Source organism: Streptomyces sp. NPDC014733, assembly GCF_043083385.1.
GTDB lineage: Bacteria > Actinomycetota > Actinomycetes > Streptomycetales > Streptomycetaceae > Streptomyces.
Genome location: NZ_JBIBYO010000020.1, coordinates 51601 through 73825, shown reverse-complemented (window position 1 = coordinate 73825; position 22225 = coordinate 51601). Strand labels below are relative to the sequence as shown.

Sequence of the window (22225 nt, the reverse complement as noted above, 5' to 3'; positions counted from 1 at the left end):
GAGAGTAGGACGCCGCCGAACAATTTTTCAGCTCCGGTCTCCGGGAACCAGTGAATGGTTTCCGGAGACCGGAGCTTTTTTGCGTTCGGCCACAGTTCGGATCCGACCTTCGGACCCAAGGCGCGGCCCGATCGGGCCGGCAGGTAAGGTCGGGGGGCATTGTCGGCACATTTCCCACAGGAGGCCCCCGCGTGGAGGTCCAGGAGACGCGGGTCCAGACGGATCGCGTCCTCACCATCCCGAACATTCTGAGCATGGCGCGTCTGGTTGGCGTGCCGGTGTTCCTGTGGTTGATTCTGTGGCCGGAATTCGGCGGGCCCAAGGCCGATGGCTGGGCACTGCTCGTCCTGGCCCTGAGCGGAGTCAGCGACTATCTCGACGGTAAGCTCGCCCGGCGCTGGAACCAGATCAGCAGCCTGGGGCGCATCCTTGACCCGGCCGCGGACCGGCTGTACATCCTTTCCACCCTCGTGGGGCTCACCTGGCGAGAGATCCTGCCGCTGTGGCTCACCGCCGCGTTGGTGGCCCGGGAACTCATGCTGCTGGTCGCCGTTGGATTCCTGGGCCGGCACGGATACGGTCCGCCCCAGGTGAACTTCCTCGGTAAGGCCGCGACGTTCAACCTCATGTACGCCTTCCCGTTGCTCCTTCTCAGTGAGGGAAGTGGCTGGCTTCATACGCTCGCTGCTGTTTTCGGATGGGCTTTCGCCGGATGGGGTACGGCGCTGTACTGGTGGGCAGGAATCCTCTACGTGGTTCAGGTCCGCAGGATCATCAGGGCGGACGCCACAGCCGACTGAGCTCGCCGAACAGGCAATACCAGTGCCACCCTGGCGCCCGTACGTGAGAACAGTGGGCGATCCAGACGGGTGAAGTCGGCAAGACCGTCGTCTCTTAGAGGAGGACGCTTCCGACATGAAGGCCGTTGTGATGGCCGGCGGCGAAGGCACACGTCTTCGCCCCATGACGTCCAGCATGCCCAAACCCCTGCTCCCCGTGGCCAATAGGCCGATCATGGAGCACGTACTGCGGCTGCTGAAGCGGCACGGTCTCACCGAGACCGTGGTAACCGTGCAATTCCTCGCCTCACTCGTCCGGAACTACTTCGGCGACGGCGAAGAGCTGGGCATGGAACTCACCTATGCCAACGAGGAGAAGCCGCTCGGCACCGCGGGCAGCGTCAAGAACGCGGAAGAGGCCCTGCGGGACGATGCCTTCCTTGTGATTTCCGGTGACGCCCTCACCGATTTCAACCTCACCGACCTCATCCGCTTCCACAAGGAGAAGGGCGCCCTCGTCACCGTCTGTCTGACGAGGGTCCCCAACCCCCTCGAATTCGGCATCACGATCGTCGACGAGGACGGCAAGGTGGAGCGGTTCCTGGAAAAGCCCACCTGGGGCCAGGTCTTCTCGGACACCGTCAACACGGGCATCTACGTCATGGAGCCCGAGGTCTTCGACTACGTCCAGGCCGATGTCTCCGTCGACTGGTCGGGCGATGTCTTCCCTCAGCTGATGAAGGAAGGCAAGCCGATCTACGGCTATGTCGCGGAGGGCTACTGGGAAGATGTCGGCACCCACGAGAGCTATGTGAAGGCACAGGCCGACGTGCTGGATGGCAAGGTCGACGTCGAAATCGACGGCTTCGAGATCTCGCCCGGTGTGTGGGTGGCCGAAGGCGCTGACGTCCATCCCGACGCCGTACTGCGCGGTCCGCTGTACATCGGGGACTACGCCAAGGTCGAAGCGGATGTCGAGATCCGCGAACACACGGTCATCGGTTCCAATGTGGTGGTGAAGAGCGGTGCATTCCTCCACAAGGCCGTCGTGCACGACAACGTCTTCATCGGGCCGCGGACCAACCTCCGCGGCTGTGTCGTCGGGAAGAACACCGACATCATGAGCGCCGCCCGGATCGAGGACGGCGCGGTCATCGGCGACGAGTGTCTCGTCGGAGAGGAATCGATCGTTCAGGGCAATGTGCGGGTCTACCCGTTCAAAACGATCGAGGCCGGTGCCTTCGTCAACACGTCGGTGATCTGGGAGTCGAAGGGGCAGGCGCATCTGTTCGGCGCCCGCGGCGTCTCCGGAATTCTCAACGTGGAGATCACCCCGGAGCTGGCCGTGCGGCTGGCCGGTGCCTATGCGACGACGCTCAAGAAGGGCGCCACGGTCACCACGGCACGCGACCATTCCCGGGGCGCCCGGGCACTCAAACGCGCCGTGATCTCCGCGCTCCAGGCCAGCGCCATAGACGTACGGGACCTGGAGAACGTGCCGCTGCCGGTCGCCCGGCAGCAGACCGCACGGGGCAGTGCCGGCGGCATCATGGTGCGTACGACGCCGGGGGTTCCCGACTCCGTCGACATCATGTTCTTCGACGCACGTGGCGCCGACCTCTCGCAGGCCGGGCAACGGAAACTCGACCGCGTCTACGCCCGTCAGGAATACCGCCGCGCCTTTCCCGGCGAAATCGGTGATCTGCGGTTCCCGTCGAGCGTTTTCGACTCGTACACCGGATCGCTGCTGCGGGCCGTCGACACCGAAGGGCTTGCGGAATCCGGGCTGAAGGTCGTCGTCGACGCGTCCAACGGCAGCGCCGGACTGGTCCTGCCGAGCCTTTTGGGCCGCCTCGGGGTGGACGCCCTCACGATCAATCCCGGCCTGAACGAGGCCCGGCCGACGGAGACGGCCGAGGCCCGGCGGAAGGGGCTCGGCCGCCTCGGGGAGATCGTCGCATCGGCACGGGCGGCGTTCGGGGTGCGGTTCGACCCGGTCGGCGAACGGTTGTCGCTGGTGGACGAGCGGGGCCGGATCATCGAGGACGACCGGGCGCTGCTGGTGATGCTCGACCTGATCGCGGCGGAGCGCCGCAGTGGCCGGGTGGCGTTGCCCGTGACGACGACCCGTATCGCCGAGCAGGTCGCCGCGTACCACGGCACCCAGGTCGAGTGGACGACGACGTCGCCGGACGATCTGACACGGGTCGGGCGGGAGGACGGCACGGTCTTCGGGGGCGACGGCCGTGGCGGGTTCATCATTCCGGAGTTCAGCAGCGTCTTCGACGGCTCCGCCGCGTTCGTGCGGCTGCTCGGGCTGATCGCGCGGTCGCAGATCACGCTCAGCCAGATCGACGCGCGCATCCCGCGGGCGCACGTACGGCGCCGGGACGTGGCGACGCCCTGGGCGGTCAAGGGCCTGGTCATGCGGAACGTCGTCGAGGCTGCCGGAGACCGGTCCGTGGACACCACCGACGGCGTGCGGGTGGTGGAGACGGACGGCCGGTGGGTGCTCGTGCTGCCCGACACGGCGGAGGCGGTCACGCATCTGTGGGCGGAGGGGCCCGACGAGGCCTCCGCGGACCAGCTGTTGGACGAATGGTCAACGGTGGTTGACGGCGCGGGCCGCTGACCTGCACCCCACCGGCGTGCCGCCATTCAGCGCGCCGGTGGGGCCATTGGGAGACCACACGGGCGACGTGCGACGATGTGCGGCATGTCGCAGCAGCGCCCCGAACGGAGCACCACCAGGAGACCGGCCGCGCGCCCCGACGCGTCCATGTCGCTGCTGACCAACGTGATGGACCACAGCCTCGACGACGGATACGCGGAAGCCGCCGAACGCAAGGCAGCCGCGGGCGTCGGTGGCGGTCTGCCGCGGACGGTGCGGGCGAAGTTGGGGCTCGCCGCCGGACTCGTGCTCGCCGCGGTGGTGGTCACCGTGGGCGCCGCACAGGCGCGGATATCCGCGCCGACGCTGGCGAAAGAGCGCGAAGAGCTGATCAACCGCATCCAGAAGGGCACCGACGAGGCCGACGCGCAGCAGCACCGGGTCGACGCCCTGCGCGACTCCGTCGATGCCAAGCAGCGCGAGGCGCTGCGCCGCCATGGTGGGGACAAGGCGGAGCTGCTGGCGCTGCTGGCCGGATCGACGCAGGTCACCGGCCCCGGCGTGAAACTCGTCATCGACGACGCCAAGGACGCGGAGTCGGGGAACGGCGGCGGCCCCCGGGAGAGCAATGGTTTCTCCGACACCGGGCGGGTACGCGACCGGGACATGCAGCGCGTGGTCAACGGCCTGTGGCTCGCCGGGGCGGAGGCGATCTCCGTGAACGGCCAGCGGCTGACATCCCTCTCGGCGATCAGAGCCGCGGGAGACGCCATACTGGTCGACAACAAGCCGCTGGTACCGCCGTACACGGTGCTGGCGGTGGGGGACGGGCAGCGGCTCAGCACCGCGTTCCAGGACAGCGTCGACGGCCGGTATCTGCACGTGTTGCAGGAGAACTACGGCGTGCGCACCAGGATTTCCGTGGAGGGTGACGTCACCCTGCCGCCCGCGCCCAGTTTGATCGTACGCACAGCACAGCCGCAGACCGGCGCCGAGAAGGCGGACGGCGCCGACACAGGGAAGGGCACATCGTGATCGCCGTATTGGGGCTCATCGTGGGGGTCGTGGTCGGGCTCGTGGTCCGGCCCGTGGTGCCGACGGTGGTCGAGCCCTACTTGCCGATTGCCGTGGTGGCCGCGCTGGACGCCGTGTTCGGTGGTCTGCGCGCGATGCTGGACGGCATCTTCGACGACAAGGTCTTCGTCGTGTCGTTCCTGTCGAACGTCGTGGTCGCCGCCCTGATCGTGTTCCTCGGGGACAAGCTCGGCGTCGGCGCCCAGCTCTCCACGGGTGTGGTCGTGGTCCTCGGTATCCGGATCTTCTCCAATGCCGCCGCGATCCGCCGGCACATCTTCAGGGCGTGAGGCGGATGGCGAACGACGAGACACCCGAGCCGGAACGTTCGGCCACCGACGGGACGCCGCGTCCCGCTCCGGACGCACCCCCTGAGCGCGGGCCGCGTCCGGAGCGGAAGCCCGGCGGGGAGATCGAGCGCCGCCCTCGCCCCGAGACGCCCGCACGGCACCCGCGGCCCGAGGCGCCTGCGCCCCGTGAGCTGCCCGATGCCGATGAGGCTCCCGTACGCCGGGAGCTTCCGGAGGCCGAGGGCGCGAACCGGGCCTCCGAAGGGCAGGGGCGGCCGGCGGACCGGCGGCCGATGCCGCCCGAGAGCCGGCTGCGGCCGGAGGCCGGTGCGGGCCGGGACGGCGAGGCCGGCTCCCGTGGACCGGCGGACGGTGACACGGCTTCCGGAGGCGCCTCGGGCGGCGGCAGCGGACACGACGGGCGACCGGACGGGGCGGCGGAGGACGGTGACGGCGGGGAGCCGCCGCTGACCGGTCGCCAGCGGCTCCGTGCCGGTCTGTGGCCGCCGCGGTTGACCCGCGCTCAACTGATCGTCGCGGTGCTGCTGTTCATTCTCGGCCTGGGCCTGGCGATTCAGGTACGTTCCACGAGTGACAGCAGCGCGCTGCGCGGTGCGCGCCAGGAGGATCTGGTGCGCATCCTGGATGAACTGGACAACCGGTCGCAGCGGTTGACGGACGAACAGCGGCGCCTGGAAGGGCAGAAGACCGAGCTGGAGAACAGCTCGGACCAGGCCGAGGAGGCGCGTAAGCAGACCGTGGAGAAGGAACAGCAGCTGGGCGTGTTGGCCGGGACCGTCGCGGCCCAGGGGCCCGGCATCAAACTGACCATCAGCGACCCGACGCACTCCGTGGAGGCGGACAAGCTGCTCGACACGATCCAGGAGCTGCGCGCCGCGGGTGCCGAGGCGATTCAGGTGAACGACGTCCGTATCGTTGCGAACAGTTACCTCTCGGATGTCCGCGGCGGAGTGGAGATCGACGGCAAGAAGGTCACGCAGCCGTACCGTTTCAAGGTCATCGGGAAGCCGCAGGATCTGGAGCCGGCGCTCAACATCCCCGGTGGCGTGGTGCAGACTCTGGAAAAGGAGCAGGCCACGGTGGGTGTCGCGGGTGAACAGAAGATCATCGTGGACGCCTTGCGAGAGGCGAAGCGGCCTGACTACGCTCGGTCGTCATCGCAGTGAGAGAGACGCGTATGGGGATGGCCCGGGAAGGGCATGAGGTAGCGGGGGGTCGACGCACCGTGTATGGAGCGTGTGAGGGAAACTGTCTGGAGGCCGCGGACGTTCACAGGACGTCCGGATCGGCCGGTGTGTGCATCGAGGGTTCGTCCTGCCCCACGGGCGGGTCTGTTTCGTACAAGGGGAATCGCCCGTGAAGTTGTTTGGAAAGCTGTTCGGCAAGAGCGCACGTCAGGAGGGCGACAGCGGCACAGCGCGGCACCGCGCACCGCGTCAGCCCGAGGAGAGCGGCGCCGGAGCGGATCGTCCGCTCTTCCGTGACGAGGTCGCGGGTGGTTCCGGAGCGGGTGCTGGTGACCCGTCCGGTGCCGGCCGCATAGGTGCACAGGGGGCGGAGGGCGCGGCGGCCTCGTCCTGCCCGAGGTGTGGTCACCGCAACGCCGAGGCGGGCAAGTTCTGCTCGCAGTGCGGCACGCCGCTGCGTGCGGGCGCACAGCCCGAGCGCCCGTCCGAGACGACGTCGACGATCTCGATCTCGGGTATCGAGGCGTACGACGGCGAGACCACGGGGCAGAACCTGAGCCCCGCGCTCTCGCCCGAGGCGCAGGCGGCGGTCGACGCGCTGCCGCTGGGCTCCGCACTGCTGATCGTCCGCCGGGGTCCCAACTCCGGCAGCCGTTTCCTGTTGGACGGTGAGCTGACGACGGCGGGTCGGCATCCGCAGAGCGACATCTTCCTGGACGATGTGACGGTCTCCCGCAGCCATGTGGAGTTCCGCCGCGGTCAGGACGGTGTCTTCACGGTCGCCGACGTCGGCAGCCTCAACGGCACCTACGTCAACCGCGAGCGGATCGACTCCGTCGCTCTCGCCGGGGGCGACGAGGTCCAGATCGGCAAGTACCGCCTGGTCTTCTACCCGAGCCAGCGGGGCGCGGGCATCTGACCGGCCAGGGAAGGCATATGCGTCATACACCGACAGGTGGTGCCGGCACGTCCGGCACCACCTCCTCGGACGGCAAGCCGGTGAGCATCGGCGCGGTGCTCGGCCTGCTGCGCGAGGAGTTCCCCGAGGTCACGATCTCCAAGATCCGTTTCCTGGAGGCCGAGGGACTCGTCGAGCCGACGCGTACGCCTTCCGGGTACCGCAAATTCACCACCGCCGACGTCCAGCGTCTCGCGAGCGTGCTGCGGATGCAGCGGGACCACTACCTCCCGCTGAAGGTCATCCGGGAGCACTTGGACGCCCAGGAGCGCGGCGAGGAGCTTCCGCTGCCCACGCCCGCGCCCTCCAGGGACCTCGTGGAGGGCGTCCCCGAGGTGGGCGAGGAGCGGCCCGCGACGGCCCGGATCGGCCGCGCCGAGCTGCTCGCCACGGCCGAGGTGGACGAGGCGGAGCTGGCCGAGTGGGAGTCGTACGGCCTGGTCACGGCCGATGCGGAGGGAAATTTCGGCGGCGAGGCCGTCGGCGTCGCCCGGCTCGTCGCGGAGCTCGGCCGTTTCGGGCTGGAACCGCGGCATCTGCGGGCCGTGAAGGCGGCCGCCGAGCGCGAGGCCGGCCTGGTGGAACAGGTCGTGGCGCCGCTGCGTCGGCACCGTAATCCGCAGACCAGAGCGCATGCGGAGGCCACGGCCAGGGAGCTGGCGACGCTCTCCGTGCGGCTGCACGCCGCGTTCGTCGAGAGCGCGCTGCGGGCCCATCTCCAGTGAGCAAATACCTGCCCGACTACCCAAACCTGCCGGGCACGTCCTAGGGTTGCTGTGTGAACGAGCTCGACGTCGTGGGTGTCCGGGTGGAAATGCCTTCCAGCCAACCGATCGTGCTCCTGCGGGAGGTGGGAGGCGATCGTTACCTGCCCATTTGGATCGGGCCGGGGGAGGCCACCGCCATCGCCTTCGCCCAGCAGGGCATGGTCCCTGCCAGGCCGCTGACACACGACCTTTTCAAGGACGTGCTGGAAGCGGTGGGCCAGGAGCTGACGCAGGTCCGCATCACGGACCTGCGCGAGGGGGTGTTCTATGCCGAGCTGGTCTTCGCCAGCGGGGTGGAGGTCAGTGCCCGACCGTCCGACGCGATAGCGCTGGCGCTGCGCACCGGTACGCCGATCTTCGGTACCGACGGTGTGCTGGACGACGCGGGTATCGCCATCCCGGACGAGCAGGAGGACGAGGTGGAGAAGTTCCGCGAGTTCCTCGACCAGATCTCGCCCGAGGACTTCGGCACCAACAGTCAGTGACAGCGGCCGGTGGCGGCGCGTTCACGGGTCTCCGTGAACGCGCCGCCACCGGCTGATTCTTTTCGGTCAACCAGCCAGGCCTTCCCCGTCTCGGGTCACGAGAAACCACTCGTGGGGTGATTATCACTCGGCGTGGCGAGCGCGGCGATCGTTGACGCACCCCGAGTGACTGCATACCGTCGATATGGCAGGTCCCGTCCGGGACGTGGAGGACGGAGGGCGGCGTGGCAATCACCGGTGACGGTACGGCGGAGGGGGCGTTGCCGCTTCCCTCGAACGTGGTGGCGGACCGCACCCCGGTACAGCCCACCGCGGCGTCGGCGGAGCCCGGAACGGCGGTCGTCGGCTATCGCGGACCGACCGCGTGTGCCGCCGCCGGCATCACCTACCGGCAGCTCGACTACTGGGCGCGCACCGGACTGGTGGAGCCGAGTGTCCGCCCGGCGTACGGCTCGGGTACCCAGCGGCTCTACAGCTTCCGGGATGTCGTCGTCCTGAAGATCGTCAAGCGGCTGCTGGACACCGGCGTCTCGCTCCAGAACATCCGCACCGCGGTGCAGCACCTGCGCTCCCGAGGGCTGGCCGACCTGACGCGGATGACGCTGATGAGCGACGGCGCGACGGTCTACGAATGCACCTCCCCGGACCAGGTCGTCGATCTCCTCCAGGGCGGTCAGGGTGTCTTCGGCATCGCCATCGGCGTCGTGTGGCGGGACGTGGAGAGCGCGCTCTCCCAACTGCACGGTGAGCGCGTCGACACCGGCGAGACCCTGGTCGGGCAGAACCCGCACGACGAACTGGCCCGGCGGCGCAACCGCGCGGGCTGACCCCCCGGCCCTCCTCGGACGGTCTTCGCCGGGCGCTCCGGCCCTGCTCGGGGCCGATTGTCAGTGGTATGCGGCAGCATCGGTCGTGTGAGACGAGCGCCGACGATTCTGCATCTCGACATGGATGCGTTCTTCGCGGCCGCCGAGCAGGCGGCCAAGCCCAGCCTGCGCGGTAAGCCGGTGGTCGTGGGCGGGATCGGGCCGCGCGGCGTCGTCTCGACCGCGTCGTACGAGGCGCGGGTGTTCGGGGTGCGGTCGGCGATGCCCACGGCCCAGGCACGTCGGCTGTGCCCCAACGCCGCCTATCTCAGCCCCCGCTTCTCCGTCTACCGGCGGGTCAGCGACAGCGTGATGCAGCTGCTGCACGCACTGTCGCCGCTGGTCGAGCCGTTGAGCCTGGACGAGGCGTTCGTCGACCTGGAGGCCGGCGGTGTCGCCGCCGATACCGCCTCCGCCCGCGCCGTCGGCGAGCAGCTGCGGCGCGACATCAGGGCGGTCACGGGGCTGACGGGCTCGGTGGGGCTGGCCGGGGCGAAGATGCTGGCCAAGATCGCCTCGGAGGCGGCCAAGCCGGACGGCCTGAGGATCATCGAGCCGGGCACCGAGCGGGAACTGCTGGGGCCGATGACCGTCCGCACCCTGCCGGGCGTCGGGCCGGCGACGGCCGAGGTGCTGCGCCGAGCGGGGATCACGACCGTCGCGGAGACCGCCGAGGCGGGGGAGGCGGAGCTGGTGCGGCTGCTGGGGAGGGCGCACGGGGCGGGGCTGTACGCGATGGCCCTGGGCCGGGACGACCGGCCGGTCGTGGCCGAGCGGGACGCGAAGTCGGTGTCGGTGGAGGACACCTTCGAGGTCGACCTCACCGACCGCACCCGGGTGCGTAACGAGCTGGTGCGGCTGGCCGAGCGGTGTGTGCAGCGGCTGCGGGCCGCCGGCCGCTCCGGCCGCACGGTCGTGATCAAGGTGCGGAACTACGACTTCTCGACCCTGACGCGCTCGGAGACGCTGCGCGGGCCCACCGACGACCCCGCGGTGGTGCGGGAGGCGGCGGTCCGTCTGCTGGACCTCGTCGACACCACGGGTGGCGTGCGGCTGCTGGGGGTGGGGGTGAGCGGTCTTGCCGACTTCACCCAGGAGGATCTCTTCGCCCAGCTGGCCACGGAGCAGGAGGCCGCCGAAGCGGCCCAGGTGGCGGCTGCGGAGGGCGAGGAGCGGGGCGGGGCGGAGCCGGCGGAGGAGCTGCCGCGCCGCTGGCATCCGGGGCTGGACGTCATCCATGACGAGTACGGAGCCGGGTGGGTGCAGGGCAGCGGGGTGGGGCGGGTGACCGTGCGGTTCGAACAGCCGTGGTCGCCGCCGGGGCGGGTGCGGACCTTCGCCGTCGACGATCCGGCGCTACGGCCCGGGGAGCCGCTGCCGCTGGTCGGCGGTCCGCCGACGCCGGATCCGGTACGGGGCGAGGCGGAGGCGGAGGCAGGGCCGGTCACGGGCGGTCAGGGCGGGTCGAGCGGGAGACCCGGGGACCCGATATCCGGATGCGGGCGGCCGGAGCCGGGCGGCCCGGGGGCGGACGATGCGGAGCCGGGGCGGGCGGAAGCGGACAGCCGGCGATCCAGCCGCCCGGAAGCGGGCCACCAGGAGCCGGGCCGGGATTTCCGGGGCCCGGACCGCTCGGAATCGGACCGGGCAGGGGCATCGCCCCAGGGCGCCCGCATACGGGAGACGGGCCGGTACGGCCCGTCGACGGCCGCTGCCGTGGGTAAGTCCTGCCAGGGCTCGTAGTCCGGGAGGCAGACGCGGAAAGGGAGGGAGGACGCGGGGGGGGGCGGTGTTCAGTCGTCCGATCCTGCGATGTTGCCGAAGTTCTTGTCGGCGGGGGGCCGGTCGATGTCTGCCGGGGAGGTGATGTCCAGCCGGTAGTGGTGGTAGAGCTGGAGTTCCTGTTCGGGGGAGAGGTGACGGCCGACGCCGAAGTCGGGGGCGTCCTTGATCAGCTTGCGGTCGTAGGGGATGTGCAGGGCGTCGTCGACCAGGCGGCTCGGCTCCAGAGGGACGAAGGCGTCGCGACTGAAAAGTCCGGTGCGCACTGCCGCCCATTCGGGTTCGCCGGTCGCATCGTCGAGGTAGACCTCGTCCACGGTGCCGATCTTGGTGCCCTGGCGGTCGTAGGCCTTGCGGCCGATCAGGCTCCGCGGGTCGATATCGGTTTGCACGGCCCCTCCAACTGTTCGCAACTGCCTTGTGACACCTACCAAACGGCACATTTCTTATGTCGGCCACTCGAAGGATCCCCCGGATGACGCGCTGGTAGGCTGGCAAATGGCCGCTGATCCCGTGCGGGAGAGTCCACGTCGTTCCGCGGCGCGGACGCCGAAGGAGCAAATCCTCCCCGGAAACTCTCAGGCACACGTACCGCTCGGACGAGGTCACTCTGGAAAGCAGGGCGGGCTATGGACGACGCAGCGCCGGAACCCCTCCTCACCGACGGTGAAAGCCGGGCCGCAGCCGCGGGCCGGTGAAGCTCTCAGGTTGAGATGACAGAGGGGGAGGCCGTCCGGGCACCAGCGCCGTGGTGCCCCTCGTAGGTCGTTGAGACCAGGAGGCCCCCGCAGATGACCACCAATCGCATCCCGCTGACCGAGCTGGAGCGCGGTACGCCCTTCGAGCACCGGCACATCGGTCCGGACCACGAGGCGCAGGCCAAGATGCTCGCGCAGGTCGGATTCGGTTCGCTGGACGAGCTGACCGCGGCCGCCGTACCCGATGTGATCAAGAGCGCCGAGGCGCTGGGGCTGCCGCAGGGCCGCTCGGAGGCGGACGTCCTCGCCGAGCTGCGCGCCCTCGCCCAGCGCAATCAGGTCCTGTCGTCGATGATCGGCCTCGGCTACCACGGCACGTTCACGCCGCCGGTGATCCTGCGCAACGTCATGGAGAACCCCGCCTGGTACACGGCGTACACCCCGTACCAGCCGGAGATCTCGCAGGGCCGCCTCGAGGCGCTGCTGAACTTCCAGACGATGGTCGCCGACCTCACCGGCCTGCCCACCTCGGGTGCGTCGCTCCTCGACGAGGGCACCGCCGCCGCCGAGGCCATGGCCCTCTCCCGGCGCGTCGGCAAGGTCAAGCAGGGTGTCTTCCTCGTCGACGCCGACTGCCTGCCGCAGACCGTCGCCGTCATCCGGACGCGCGCCGAACCCACCGGTGTCGAGGTCGTCGTCGCCGACCTGACCGACGGCATCCCGGCCGAGATCGCCGAGCGCGGCGTCTTCGGTGTGCTGCTGCAGTACCCGGGGGCGTCCGGTGCGGTCCGCGACCCCCGCGCGGTCATCGCGCAGGCCCAGGAGCTGGGCGCCGTCGTCACCGTCGCCGCCGATCTGCTGGCCCTGACCCTCCTCACCTCGCCGGGCGAGCTGGGCGCCGACATCGCGGTGGGCACCACCCAGCGCTTCGGTGTGCCGATGGGCTTCGGCGGCCCGCACGCCGGCTTCATGGCCGTACGCGAGAAGTTCGCCCGGAGCCTGCCCGGCCGCCTCGTCGGTGTCTCCGTCGACGCCGACGGCACCAAGGCGTACCGCCTGGCCCTGCAGACCCGCGAGCAGCACATCCGCCGCGAGAAGGCCACCAGCAACATCTGCACCGCGCAGGTGCTGCTCGCTGTCATGGCCGGAATGTATGCGGTCTACCACGGCCCGGACGGACTGGCCGCCATCGCCCGCCGCACCCACCGCTACGCCACGGTCCTCGCCGAGGGCCTGAAGGCCGGCGGTGTGGAGCTGGTGCACGGTGCGTACTTCGACACCCTGACCGCCCGGGTGCCGGCCCGTGCCGCCGAGGTCGTCGCCGCCGCCCGGGACGCCGGTGTCAACCTCCGCCAGGTCGACGCGGACCACGTCGGCATCGCCTGCGACGAGACCACCGGCCGGACGCAGCTCGCCGCCGTCTGGCGCGCCTTCGGCGTCTCCGGCGACGTCGAGCAGCTGGACGCCGTGGCCGCCGACGCGCTGCCCGAGAGTCTGCTGCGTACCGGCGACTACCTCACCCATCCCGTCTTCCACCAGCACCGTTCCGAGACCGCGATGCTGCGCTACCTGCGCCGCCTGTCCGACAAGGACTACGCGCTCGACCGCGGCATGATCCCGCTCGGGTCCTGCACGATGAAGCTGAACGCGACGACGGAGATGGAGCCGGTCACCTGGCCGGAGTTCGGGCAGCTGCACCCCTTCGCCCCCGCCGAGCAGGCGCAGGGCTACCTCACGCTCATCCAGGAGCTGGAGGAGCGGCTGGCCACCGTCACCGGCTACGACAAGGTCTCCCTCCAGCCGAACGCCGGCTCCCAGGGTGAGCTGGCCGGTCTGCTGGCGGTTCGTGCGTACCACCGCGCCAACGGCGACGAGCAGCGCACCGTCTGCCTCATCCCGTCCTCGGCTCACGGCACCAACGCCGCCAGCGCCGTGATGGCCGGGATGAAGGTCGTCGTCGTCAGGACCGGCGAGGACGGCGAGGTCGACACCGAGGACCTGCGCGCCAAGATCGACAAGCACCGCGACGAGCTGGCCGTCCTGATGGTCACCTACCCGTCGACCCACGGTGTCTTCGAGGAGCACATCACCGAGATCTGCGCCGCGGTGCACGACGCGGGCGGCCAGGTCTACGTGGACGGCGCCAACCTCAACGCGCTGGTCGGGCTCGCCGAGCCGGGCAAGTTCGGCGGCGACGTCTCGCACCTGAACCTCCACAAGACCTTCTGCATCCCGCACGGCGGCGGTGGCCCCGGCGTCGGCCCGGTCGGCGTCCGCGCGCACCTCGCGCCGTACCTCCCCAACCACCCGCTGCAGCCGACGGCGGGCCCGGAGACCGGCGTCGGCCCGATCTCCGCCGCGCCCTGGGGCTCGGCCGGCATCCTGCCGATCTCCTGGGCGTACGTCCGCCTCATGGGCGGCGAAGGGCTCAAGCGCGCCACGCAGGTCGCGGTGCTCTCCGCCAACTACATCGCCAAGCGTCTGGAGCCGCACTTCCCGGTGCTCTACACCGGTCCCGGCGGGCTGGTCGCGCACGAGTGCATCATCGACGTCCGCCCGCTGACGAAGGCCACGGGCGTGACCATCGACGATGTCGCCAAGCGGCTGATCGACTACGGGTTCCACGCCCCGACCATGTCGTTCCCGGTGGCCGGCACGCTGATGATCGAGCCGACCGAGAGCGAGGACCTCGCCGAGCTGGACCGCTTCTGCGACGCGATGATCGCCATCCGCGCGGAGATCGAGAAGGTCGGCAGCGGCGAGTGGGACAAGGACGACAACCCGCTGCGCAACGCCCCGCACACCGCGGGCGCACTCGGCGGTGAGTGGGCCCACCCGTACACCCGCGAAGAGGCAGTCTTCCCGGCGGGCGTCGTGGCGGCGGAGAAGTACTGGCCGCCGGTCCGCCGTATCGACGGCGCCTTCGGTGACCGCAACCTCGTCTGCTCCTGCCCGCCGCTGACGGAGTACGACGGCTGACGTCCGCGCAGCGATGAGGGCCCTCGGCGAGCGCGCCGGGGGCCCTTTGACGTGCGACGGGTCAGACGGTGGTGGCGACCCGGGTCGTGCCGTCCGGACGGTGCGGGGCGATGACCTGACCGTCCGGCAGAAGCTCACCGGTGTCCTCGAAGAGGAGGACGCCGTTGCACAACAGGCTCCAGCCCTGCTCCGGGTGGTGCGCCACGGGATGCGCGGCTTCCCGGTCGCTGGAGTCGGCTGACGGGCAGGGCGGCTGGTGCTGACACATGGGCACTGTCTTTCGCTGCGGATGGGTGATCGTCGTCATGCGGCTCGATGAGCGTGAAGTGGTCATGGCCGCTTCCCCCGTTTCCTTCGGTTGGACTCAGTGTTGCCCCGCGGACGGATTTCCGCAGGGATTTCGCCGCAGTGGTACGCACTCGATACGGACGTGTCACCCGTGCGGGCGGTTGCTCCCAAATGCGCACCCTGCCAGGGAGGTTGGGGGAGGGACGGTGGACGGTGGCACGCAGGGCGCACAGCAGAGCGCCCCGCGGCGTGGAGGGCTCACGGGGCGCTCATTCGCACGGTGTGTACGCCGTACGGAATGCGTCGGCGCGTCAGGTCGGAATCCGTCCGCCGGGTGCGTCCGTACGAGGTCAGGCGGTGGAGCCGAGGAGCGGCGGCGGGGCGAGACGGTCGCTGAGCCGGGGCAGCAGGTCGGCCGCCCGCTGCGGGAGGTGCGCGGCGATCCCGGGCGGCGCGGGGGCGAGCGGCACCAGGAGATCACCTGCGGCCGGCAGCCCCGAGGTGCCGTCGGAGGCGATGTCGTGGTGCAGCCACAGCGTCAGCATGTACAGCTCCGGCACGGACAGCAGCCGCGGCTGGTACCCGGCGCTGAGTGATTCGGCCTGGTGCAGGGCCTGTTCGGTCGCCGTGACGTACGGGCCGCCGCAGAAGTGTGCGAACGCCCAGCCGTCCGCCGTCAGCCGTGCCTCGGCCGCCGCCACCGGCCGCCCGCCGCCGGTCACCAGGAAGCGCCAGCCGGCCAGCCGGGTGCGGGGCGGGACGCCGGTGCGGCCGATGCCGTCCAGGACGTGGACCGGCAGCGGGTGGTCCGCGCTGAGCGGGCCCTGATGGGCGCGGAGCGCGGCGGGACGGGCCTCGCGGACGGCGGTGGGCGAGCCGAGGGCGGTGAGTACGCTGCGCAGGGCGGGCGCGGGGGCAGCGGGTACATGCAGCGGCATGGTGGTCGCCTCTCACTTGGACACACGGTGCGGCACGGCAGACGCGGACGGCGTTGTCAGCGTGCGGGGTCGGAGCCGGGCGCGTATCTCCGCGCAGGGGCGCGCAACGCGACACGGGGCCCAAGTCTCCGCCTCGTGAGCGGAGTTTATACGACGTATGTTCCCACGGTGTTTCCGGTAAACGCTCCTGTGATTTCCGGCAAGGGGTAATCCGGTCCCCTTGTGGAGACGCTTCCTCCTTCTTTGTGTGGAGGGCGGGCAATCCGCCTCGATATTCTCCCGTCGGATGGTAGGCCGAATCTTCCCGGTGGATTTCCGAGATAATTGTCGACGGCGGTTGTCGCCGCAATATGCCACAGGTACGTGCCGGGCTCTCCGTCACTTCGAGCCTATCGGCAGCCGAACGCCCTTGAGGCGTTATGGATCAGATCACCGGGGCATCATCGACCGTGACGCGTGCCCCGGTGGTGCCGGGGACGGCCCCGGACGGCCCGTGGCTGCGGGCCGTCCACTGGAGGAAGGACCCTTCGATGGGGGAGAAGGTCGCCGCGGACGGCATCGGCCTGGCGGACCGGGAGCGTTATCGAAGAAAGCTTCAGGAGTGTCTTGAGGGGTTGGCGAGGCTGCTGGGGGAGAAACGGTTCGACCGGCCGAAAAACCTGGTCGGCCTGGAGATCGAACTCAATCTCGCCGGGGCCGACGGACTGCCGCGGATGATGAACTCCCAGGTGTTGGAGCGTATCGCGAGCAAGGATTTCCAGACCGAACTCGCCCGCTGCAATCTTGAGGTGAACATCGCCCCGCACCGGCTGCACGGCCAGGTCTTCGAGCAGCTCGCCGAGGAACTCCGTACCGCACTCGCCTATGCCGACCGTAAAGCCCGTGAAGTGGCTGCCCGGATCGTGATGATCGGTATTCTGCCGACTCTGGACACCACCGATCTCACCGCTGCCAGTCTCTCCGAAAACGACCGCTATTTCCTGCTGAATGATGAAATGCGGGCGGCGCGCGGTGAGGACTTCGCGCTCGACATCCAGGGCGTCGAACGGCTCGTGGCCCGTTCACCGTCGATCGCCCCGGAGGCCGCGTGCACCTCCGTACAGTTGCATCTTCAGGTGACGCCCGGCCGGTTCGCCGCGGTGTGGAACGCGGCCCAGGCGCTCGCCGCCGTCCAGGTGGCCGTCGGAGCCAACTCGCCGTTCTTCTTCGGCCGTGAGCTGTGGCGCGAGACACGGCCGCCGGTCTTCCAGCAGGCCACCGACACCCGGCCGCCGGAACTCCAGGCGCAGGGCGTACGTCCGCGCACCTGGTTCGGGGAGCGCTGGATCGATTCGGCATACGACCTCTTCGCGGAGAACGTGCGGTACTTCCCGCCCCTGCTGCCGCTCTGCGGAACGCAGCACCCGCTGCGCGTCCTCGACGCGGGCGGCGTCCCCGACCTGGCGGAACTGGTGCTGCACAACGGCACCGTCTACCGGTGGAACCGACCGGTGTACGCGGTCACCGACGGCGTACCGCATCTACGGGTCGAGAACCGGGTCCTGCCGGCCGGGCCCACCGTCGCCGATGTCCTCGCCAACACTGCCCTCTACTACGGGCTGGTGCGCGCGCTGGCCGAGCAGCCGCGTCCGGTGTGGAGCCGGCTGCCGTTCGCCGCCGCCGCGGAGAACTTCGCCGCCGCCTGCCGCCACGGCATCGACGCCACGCTGCGCTGGCCGCGTCCGGGGCGGGGCGGGGTGGCGGAGATACCGGTGACCCGGCTGGTCCGGCAGGAGCTGCTGCCGCTGGCCGCCGCCGGGCTGGACGCCTGGGGCGTCGAACCGGCCGACCGGGACCGCTACCTCGGCATCATCGAGGAGCGCTGCGCCCGTCGCACCAACGGCGCCTCCTGGCAGACCGCCGCCTACCACCACGCACGGGAACAGGGCCTGGACCGCGGGGCCGCGCTGGCTGAGATGACCCGCCGCTACAGCGAGCTGATGCGATCCGGCGAGCCGGTGCACACCTGGCCCGTCGCCTGGTCCGCCGTCCGCCGGACCGTACCGTCGCCGCGCCGCGCGGAGGCGAACGGGTGGGGGAGCGGGGAGGGAGCGGCCGGTGGCTGAGGCGGCGGGCGGCACGCGTCGGCGACCTCCCCCTGCGCATCGCAAGACGACCGGCGGCTGAGGCGTCCGGGGTGAGGACCGCCGGCAGGCGGCGCGCCACCTCGCCCGCCTCCGGCCCGGCCGCGGGGGCGTCGTGGTCGGGGTGGACGGCGCGAATTGTGGCCCCAGGCGGGCAGCCGGCGCCGGGGTGTGCCGTCCGGGGCGGTCGCTGCGGGCCGGGGGCGGGCACCTAGGCCGACGGCCACGGCCCCATGACTGCGCGGCGACGAAAGCGCGTCCCGTACCTCCGAGCACAGTCCGTGTACGGGAGGGCGGCATCTGGTGGGCGGTGGCCCCCCGGCAGGCCCCGGTCGCCCAGCCACCGCTCGGCGACGAGAGGTGGAAGACGTAGTGGAAGACGTAGTGGGCGATCCGGACGAGGTCGGCGTCGTCGGGGAGAGGCAGTGGCCGATGTGCGGCCGCGCCCGTTCCGGCGTGTGCTCCCGCGCGGAGTCGTCGTCGGCACCGAGCAGGGAGCAGAGGTGCTGGCACTCGGCGGTGGTGGCAGTCGACTTCGGCCTGGGGAGGGCCGCATGACTGTCGGCGGACGGCCTGTGCGCCCCTCCGCATATCTCCGCGCCCCGCGAGCCTCGCGCATGGACCGCCGGACGCGGCGCTGCAACGCCTGGGCCACTCCCGCCATGCGGTCGCCGCGTCGTCCCCGCTTCCCCGCAGGCGCCCTGATGGCCCTGGAGAGGGACACCGCCTGCCTCGGCACCGGGGTGTGGTGGAGCGTCTCGTCGAACGACGCGTTCCGCTGCGGTGGCACAAGGTGTCCCTCGAACTGCCCGCGGCCGATATCGCACTGCACGGGCAGCGCCGACTCGGCGACGCCCCCGCCCCCGATGGTCTGCCCACTTGCGCAGGAAGCCGTCCCACTGCTCGTCGACGCGTCGCAGATGACGTGAAGTGCGGCAAGGCGCAGCACCCCGTGGCGATGCAGTGGCGAGGGCGGCACGAGGTGACGGTAGGCGTCGCCGTCCTTCCGCCGCGCGCCGTGCCGGAATTCCCCACGCGGACCGCTGACCGATCGTGCTAGGGCCTGTTGCGAAAGTGGATCAAGGTCGGAGATGATCACTTTCTGTGGGGAGTGGTGATCTGACGAACGGCCAGTGGCCCGCTTGGAACCCTTGCTGCCCGTTGGCAAGAAGCCGGGCCGTCCGCGGACTTGGACGCGTCGGCAGCTGCTCGACGGCATTCGATGGCGGACCAGGACCGGGGCACCGTGGCGGGACGTGCCCGAGCGGTACGAACCGTGGGACCGGGCCTACGACCTGTTCCGGCGCTGGCAGCGCAACGGCACCTGGAAGCGCATCCTGGAGCAACTACAGGCCGAAGCCGACGCGAAGGACCTGATCACCTGGGCTGTGAGCGTGGACTCCACCATCGCCCGAGCCCACCAGCACGCCGCCGGAGCGCGGGAAAAGGGGACCTGCAGAAGGAACCGCCCTGCGGCGTCGATGTAGCGCCCGACGACCACGGTCTTGGACGCTCACGCGGCGGGCTGACCACCAAGCTGCACCTGGCGGTCGAGCAGGGACAGAAACCGCTGTCCCTGCTCGTCACCGCCGGCCAGCGGCACGCCAGCCCCCAGTTTCAGCCGGTCCTGGACGCCATCCGCGTGCCCCGAATCGGGCAGGGCCGACCATGCTCTCGGCCGGACAAGGTCCGCGCCGACCGGGCCTACGGCTCGCGCGCGAACCGCGCCTACCTGCGCAGACGCGGCGTGCGGTGCACCATCCCGGATAAGGCCGACCAGATCCGCAACCGCCAGAGACTCGGTTCCCGCGGTGGTCGCCCGCCGAAGTTCGACAAGGGCGACTACAAGCAGCGCACGCTGTCGAATGCGGGATCAACCGACTGAAACGCCATCGCGCGGTCGCCACGAGGTACGACAAACTCGCCGCCCGCTATCACGCGACCGTGCTGGTCGCAGCCATCAACGTGTGGCTGTGACCAGCACGGAACCGATTCGTCCTAGCCGCTGATGTCGAGTGCTGTTCCGTACAGCCGGTCCACCTTCAACCGGATGACCACTCGGCGCTCGGCAACCAACTGTTCCAAAAACGCGTCTTCATTCTCCGGCTTCGCGGCCTGGGGAATCATCCCGAGCAACTCCCGACCAACCGCGTCGCCAGGAACCGTCGTGATCTCGGAGACCTCGGCCTCACCTTCGGCAACGGCGAACGACCACACGTCACTGCCCTGCACATGCAGCGCCGCACGCGGATCGCGCCGCAGGTGCCCGACCTTGATGCGGTCAGCCGTCGTCGAGAACCGCACAATGCGGGCCTCGGAGTCCCAGCTGTACAGCATGGTGGTCAGGTGGGGGTGGCCACTGCGCTTGACGGTGGCGAGCGTGCCGAACTGCTGCTTGCCAAGCAGGTTGGAGAGGGCTTCATCGGACAGTGAGCGAGGCGCTGGTCCTTGAGTCATGACGTGGTCAACATCCATAGCCTCCCAACAATTTCGTGGACGCCGTGAACCCAACGCCCCACTTTCACAACACGCCCTAGCTCGGTTCCGTGCTCCCCGCGGCGACGATGGCCTGCTGGATCACCTCATCGATCTGCGACGGGTCCTGGACCTCGTGGGCGGAGCCGCCGGTCGGGGCGACCATACGGTCCAGCGCCGACTTGTCCGCCTCCGGGCCGAGCGCGAGCGCAATCAAGGGTATGGGCCGCCCCGGGTCCGTCAATTTCTTCATCTGTTCCAGCAGCCCGTCCAGGCCGATGCTGTGGGCGTCGTCGTCCGCGCCATCGGTGACCACCACGACCGCGTTGAACTTCCCCTCGGCATACGACGACCGTGCCTCGCGGTACGCGGCGAGCGTGGTGTCGTACAACCCCGTGCCGCCACCGGGGACAGGGGTGAGCGCCCGCAGCGCGGAGGCGAGGCCGTCACGGTGGCCGGCGCTTCCGGAGTCCCGGCCGCCGAGCCGGGCGGTGGGGGACAGCTCCAGGTAGTCGCGGTCACCGTCGAGCAGCGTGGCGAACTTCCACAGCCCTATTTCGTCGTCCGGCGTGAACGTCGCCAGCGCCCGGAGCAGCGCATCCCTGGCCAACGACATCCGGGACCGGCCGCCGCTGCCCGGCACCGCGAGTGCCATGGACGACGAGGCGTCCACCACGGTGGTGAGCCGGGCGTTCTCCACGGTGACCGTCCACACGCCGAGCAGCGCCTGTATCTCCTCGGCGGAGGGCAGCGAGGCGGCGTCCTGGGTGTACGGCTGCGGCGCGCGGCCGCCTGCCGCGCGGGTCACCTTCTCGTCGGCCCTGCCGTGCCCCGCCCGGAATCCGTGGGCGCGCAGCACCTGCTGGCCCTTGGGTGTGGCCAGCAGCGTCATGAAGCGGCTGGCGGCGCGCGACTTGTCGGCGTCGAGTTGGTTCTCGTCCACGAGGGTGTACGGGTAGTCGAGCTGGGCGGTGCCGTCCTGGGGGTAGAAGAGCTCCAGCCCGGGCCCGGACGCGGCACGGTTGTGGGCGAATGCGGCCTGTTCGGAGAGAAGCACGGCCTGGTTGCGGTGCGGAGCGGCCGTCTCGGCTTCGGAGGCGCCGCGCGGCAGCGTCGCGGCGAGCTTTTCGTCGTCGTCGGCGAGGTGCCGGTGGAGCACCTTCGCAGCGTCGGCCGTCCGGCTCTGTGCCGTGTCGGCGTCCGAGTCCGTCCCCTCCTTTCGGTAAGCGGCGTCGATGCGGGAGAGAGCGAGGAGTCCGGTGGCGCTGCGCGCGGGATCGGCCACGCCGAGCGGCAGCGTGCCGTCATCGGCGGCCTTCGCCATCGCGGCCCAGCCGTAGGTCTTCTTCGGCCAGCCCAGTTTCTCGGCGAGGGTGGGCACGGCGCCCAGCGCGAGCGGGGAGGCCGCGATCGTCTCGCTGGTGGTCAACGGTGTGCCGCTGGCCGCGTCCACGCGGTCCGCCCAGAGGGTGGAGTCCGGTATCCAGACCTGGAACTCGGAGTGCGCCGGACGTTGGGCGAGGGAGTCGGCGACCTCCGCTCCGGAGCGCGCCGTCACCTTGACGTCCAGGCACTTCCCGTCGGTGCGTGCCTCATCGTGTCGCGCCTGGTCCGCCACGTCGTCGAGGGCGGGAGCGATATCGGGCGAGGCGACGACATCGAGCCGGACGGAGTCTCCGCCGCACGGCTTACCGAACGGCAGCAACTCGCTGCGCAGCACCACCACCGCGCCCGCCGCAAGGGCGAGGACCAGCGCCGTGGCGAGAACGACGGTGCGGCGACGCACGCCGGGCCGGGCCCCCGCGCCGTCCGGTTCGGAGCTGTCGGGCAAGCTGTGACGTCCCATCGCGGTAGCGCCTCTCCTGCGTCTCGGAACTCGCTCGGGACTCGGCGGAGGCGGGTCA

At 70.3% G+C, this 22225-nt stretch carries 18 protein-coding genes, 1 pseudogene and 1 riboswitch; of the genes and pseudogenes, 14 read left to right on the top strand and 5 right to left on the bottom strand.

What is annotated here, in order from left to right; translation table 11 throughout:
- Positions 1-191: 191 nt before the first annotated feature.
- The 10 genes from ACF1BH_RS29250 (at position 192) to ACF1BH_RS29205 (ending at position 10781) form a co-directional block, all read left to right on the top strand.
- The gene (locus tag ACF1BH_RS29250) at positions 192-800 is read left to right on the top strand and encodes a CDP-alcohol phosphatidyltransferase family protein (RefSeq protein ID WP_345082474.1); all 609 of its coding nucleotides are present in this window, start codon (positions 192-194) and stop codon (positions 798-800) included.
- Between the two features lie 115 nt (positions 801-915).
- Entirely contained in the window at positions 916-3411 is a 2496-nt protein-coding gene (locus tag ACF1BH_RS29245) for a sugar phosphate nucleotidyltransferase (RefSeq protein ID WP_391647352.1), read from the top strand.
- A 75-nt stretch (positions 3412-3486) separates the two neighbouring features.
- A complete protein-coding gene (locus tag ACF1BH_RS29240) occupies positions 3487-4425 on the top strand; it encodes a DUF881 domain-containing protein (protein WP_391647350.1) in 939 nt (312 codons plus the stop codon).
- Complete coding sequence (locus ACF1BH_RS29235; RefSeq protein ID WP_030282870.1) at positions 4422-4754, top strand: small basic family protein; 333 nt, start codon at positions 4422-4424, stop codon at positions 4752-4754. Before ACF1BH_RS29240 ends, ACF1BH_RS29235 begins: the two co-directional genes overlap by 4 nt.
- Before the next feature lie 293 nt (positions 4755-5047).
- Positions 5048-5941: a DUF881 domain-containing protein gene (locus ACF1BH_RS29230; RefSeq protein WP_391647363.1), complete on the top strand. Its 894-nt coding sequence runs from the start codon at positions 5048-5050 to the stop codon at positions 5939-5941.
- Between the two features lie 130 nt (positions 5942-6071).
- Complete coding sequence (locus ACF1BH_RS29225) at positions 6072-6881, top strand: FHA domain-containing protein (protein ID WP_391647348.1); 810 nt, start codon at positions 6072-6074, stop codon at positions 6879-6881.
- Positions 6882-6898: 17 nt separating this feature from the next.
- Positions 6899-7645, top strand: coding sequence for a MerR family transcriptional regulator (locus ACF1BH_RS29220; protein WP_391647346.1), 747 nt, complete (start codon positions 6899-6901; stop codon positions 7643-7645).
- A 53-nt stretch (positions 7646-7698) separates the two neighbouring features.
- Positions 7699-8172 (top strand): bifunctional nuclease family protein, encoded by a 474-nt coding sequence (locus ACF1BH_RS29215; protein WP_006606439.1) that lies wholly within the window; start codon positions 7699-7701, stop codon positions 8170-8172.
- 278 nt (positions 8173-8450) lie between these two features.
- A complete protein-coding gene (locus tag ACF1BH_RS29210) occupies positions 8451-8999 on the top strand; it encodes a MerR family transcriptional regulator (RefSeq protein WP_391647361.1) in 549 nt (182 codons plus the stop codon).
- Between the two features lie 87 nt (positions 9000-9086).
- Entirely contained in the window at positions 9087-10781 is a 1695-nt protein-coding gene (locus ACF1BH_RS29205; protein WP_391647343.1) for a DNA polymerase IV, read from the top strand.
- A 50-nt stretch (positions 10782-10831) separates the two neighbouring features.
- Here ACF1BH_RS29205 and ACF1BH_RS29200 read toward each other — a convergent pair whose 3' ends face one another.
- Positions 10832-11212: a PRC-barrel domain-containing protein gene (locus ACF1BH_RS29200; protein ID WP_391647341.1), complete on the bottom strand. Its 381-nt coding sequence runs from the start codon at positions 11210-11212 to the stop codon at positions 10832-10834.
- Between the two features lie 114 nt (positions 11213-11326).
- A riboswitch (glycine riboswitch) is annotated at positions 11327-11424 on the top strand.
- A gap of 187 nt (positions 11425-11611) precedes the next feature.
- On the opposite strand from ACF1BH_RS29200, the gene gcvP reads away from it, so the two are divergent.
- On the top strand, positions 11612-14497 hold the full coding sequence (gene gcvP, locus ACF1BH_RS29195) for an aminomethyl-transferring glycine dehydrogenase (RefSeq protein WP_391647338.1): 2886 nt from the start codon (positions 11612-11614) through the stop codon (positions 14495-14497).
- Positions 14498-14558: 61 nt separating this feature from the next.
- On the opposite strand, the gene ACF1BH_RS29190 is transcribed toward gcvP, so the two are convergent.
- Both ACF1BH_RS29190 and ACF1BH_RS29185 read right to left on the bottom strand, forming a co-directional pair.
- Positions 14559-14765 carry a DUF5999 family protein gene (locus ACF1BH_RS29190; protein ID WP_030282853.1) on the bottom strand — a complete coding sequence of 69 codons (207 nt, stop codon included), beginning with the start codon at positions 14763-14765 and terminating at the stop codon, positions 14559-14561.
- Between the two features lie 370 nt (positions 14766-15135).
- Complete coding sequence (locus ACF1BH_RS29185; RefSeq protein ID WP_391647334.1) at positions 15136-15723, bottom strand: hypothetical protein; 588 nt, start codon at positions 15721-15723, stop codon at positions 15136-15138.
- A 530-nt stretch (positions 15724-16253) separates the two neighbouring features.
- Here ACF1BH_RS29185 and ACF1BH_RS29180 point away from each other — a divergent pair.
- From ACF1BH_RS29180 to ACF1BH_RS29170, 3 genes and pseudogenes are all read left to right on the top strand, one after another.
- Positions 16254-17828 carry a glutamate-cysteine ligase family protein gene (locus ACF1BH_RS29180; RefSeq protein WP_391647332.1) on the top strand — a complete coding sequence of 525 codons (1575 nt, stop codon included), beginning with the start codon at positions 16254-16256 and terminating at the stop codon, positions 17826-17828.
- A gap of 722 nt (positions 17829-18550) precedes the next feature.
- Positions 18551-18775 (top strand): hypothetical protein, encoded by a 225-nt coding sequence (locus ACF1BH_RS29175; RefSeq protein ID WP_391647330.1) that lies wholly within the window; start codon positions 18551-18553, stop codon positions 18773-18775.
- A gap of 175 nt (positions 18776-18950) precedes the next feature.
- Positions 18951-19823 (top strand): annotated as a pseudogene (locus ACF1BH_RS29170) (IS5 family transposase).
- Between the two features lie 21 nt (positions 19824-19844).
- Here the strand turns inward: ACF1BH_RS29170 and ACF1BH_RS29165 are convergent.
- Both ACF1BH_RS29165 and ACF1BH_RS29160 read right to left on the bottom strand, forming a co-directional pair.
- Positions 19845-20303 (bottom strand): PPOX class F420-dependent oxidoreductase, encoded by a 459-nt coding sequence (locus ACF1BH_RS29165; protein WP_391647359.1) that lies wholly within the window; start codon positions 20301-20303, stop codon positions 19845-19847.
- A 76-nt stretch (positions 20304-20379) separates the two neighbouring features.
- A complete protein-coding gene (locus ACF1BH_RS29160) occupies positions 20380-22167 on the bottom strand; it encodes a substrate-binding and VWA domain-containing protein (protein ID WP_391647328.1) in 1788 nt (595 codons plus the stop codon).
- Between the last annotated feature and the right edge of the window lie 58 nt (positions 22168-22225).

Excerpts from the sequence above, each read along its gene's own strand:
- ACF1BH_RS29245 (WP_391647352.1), top strand. The coding sequence starts at position 916 with ATGAAGGCCGTTGTGATGGCCGGCGGCGAAGGCACACGTCTTCGCCCC.
- ACF1BH_RS29240 (WP_391647350.1), top strand. The coding sequence starts at position 3,487 with ATGTGCGGCATGTCGCAGCAGCGCCCCGAACGGAGCACCACCAGGAGA.
- ACF1BH_RS29230 (WP_391647363.1), top strand. The coding sequence starts at position 5,048 with ATGCCGCCCGAGAGCCGGCTGCGGCCGGAGGCCGGTGCGGGCCGGGAC.
- ACF1BH_RS29220 (WP_391647346.1), top strand. The coding sequence starts at position 6,899 with ATGCGTCATACACCGACAGGTGGTGCCGGCACGTCCGGCACCACCTCC.
- gcvP (WP_391647338.1), top strand. The coding sequence starts at position 11,612 with ATGACCACCAATCGCATCCCGCTGACCGAGCTGGAGCGCGGTACGCCC.
- ACF1BH_RS29190 (WP_030282853.1), bottom strand. The coding sequence starts at position 14,765 with ATGTGTCAGCACCAGCCGCCCTGCCCGTCAGCCGACTCCAGCGACCGG.
- ACF1BH_RS29185 (WP_391647334.1), bottom strand. The coding sequence starts at position 15,723 with ATGCCGCTGCATGTACCCGCTGCCCCCGCGCCCGCCCTGCGCAGCGTA.
- ACF1BH_RS29180 (WP_391647332.1), top strand. The coding sequence starts at position 16,254 with ATGGGGGAGAAGGTCGCCGCGGACGGCATCGGCCTGGCGGACCGGGAG.
- ACF1BH_RS29175 (WP_391647330.1), top strand. The coding sequence starts at position 18,551 with ATGGCCCTGGAGAGGGACACCGCCTGCCTCGGCACCGGGGTGTGGTGG.
- ACF1BH_RS29165 (WP_391647359.1), bottom strand. The coding sequence starts at position 20,303 with ATGACTCAAGGACCAGCGCCTCGCTCACTGTCCGATGAAGCCCTCTCC.
- ACF1BH_RS29160 (WP_391647328.1), bottom strand. The coding sequence starts at position 22,167 with ATGGGACGTCACAGCTTGCCCGACAGCTCCGAACCGGACGGCGCGGGG.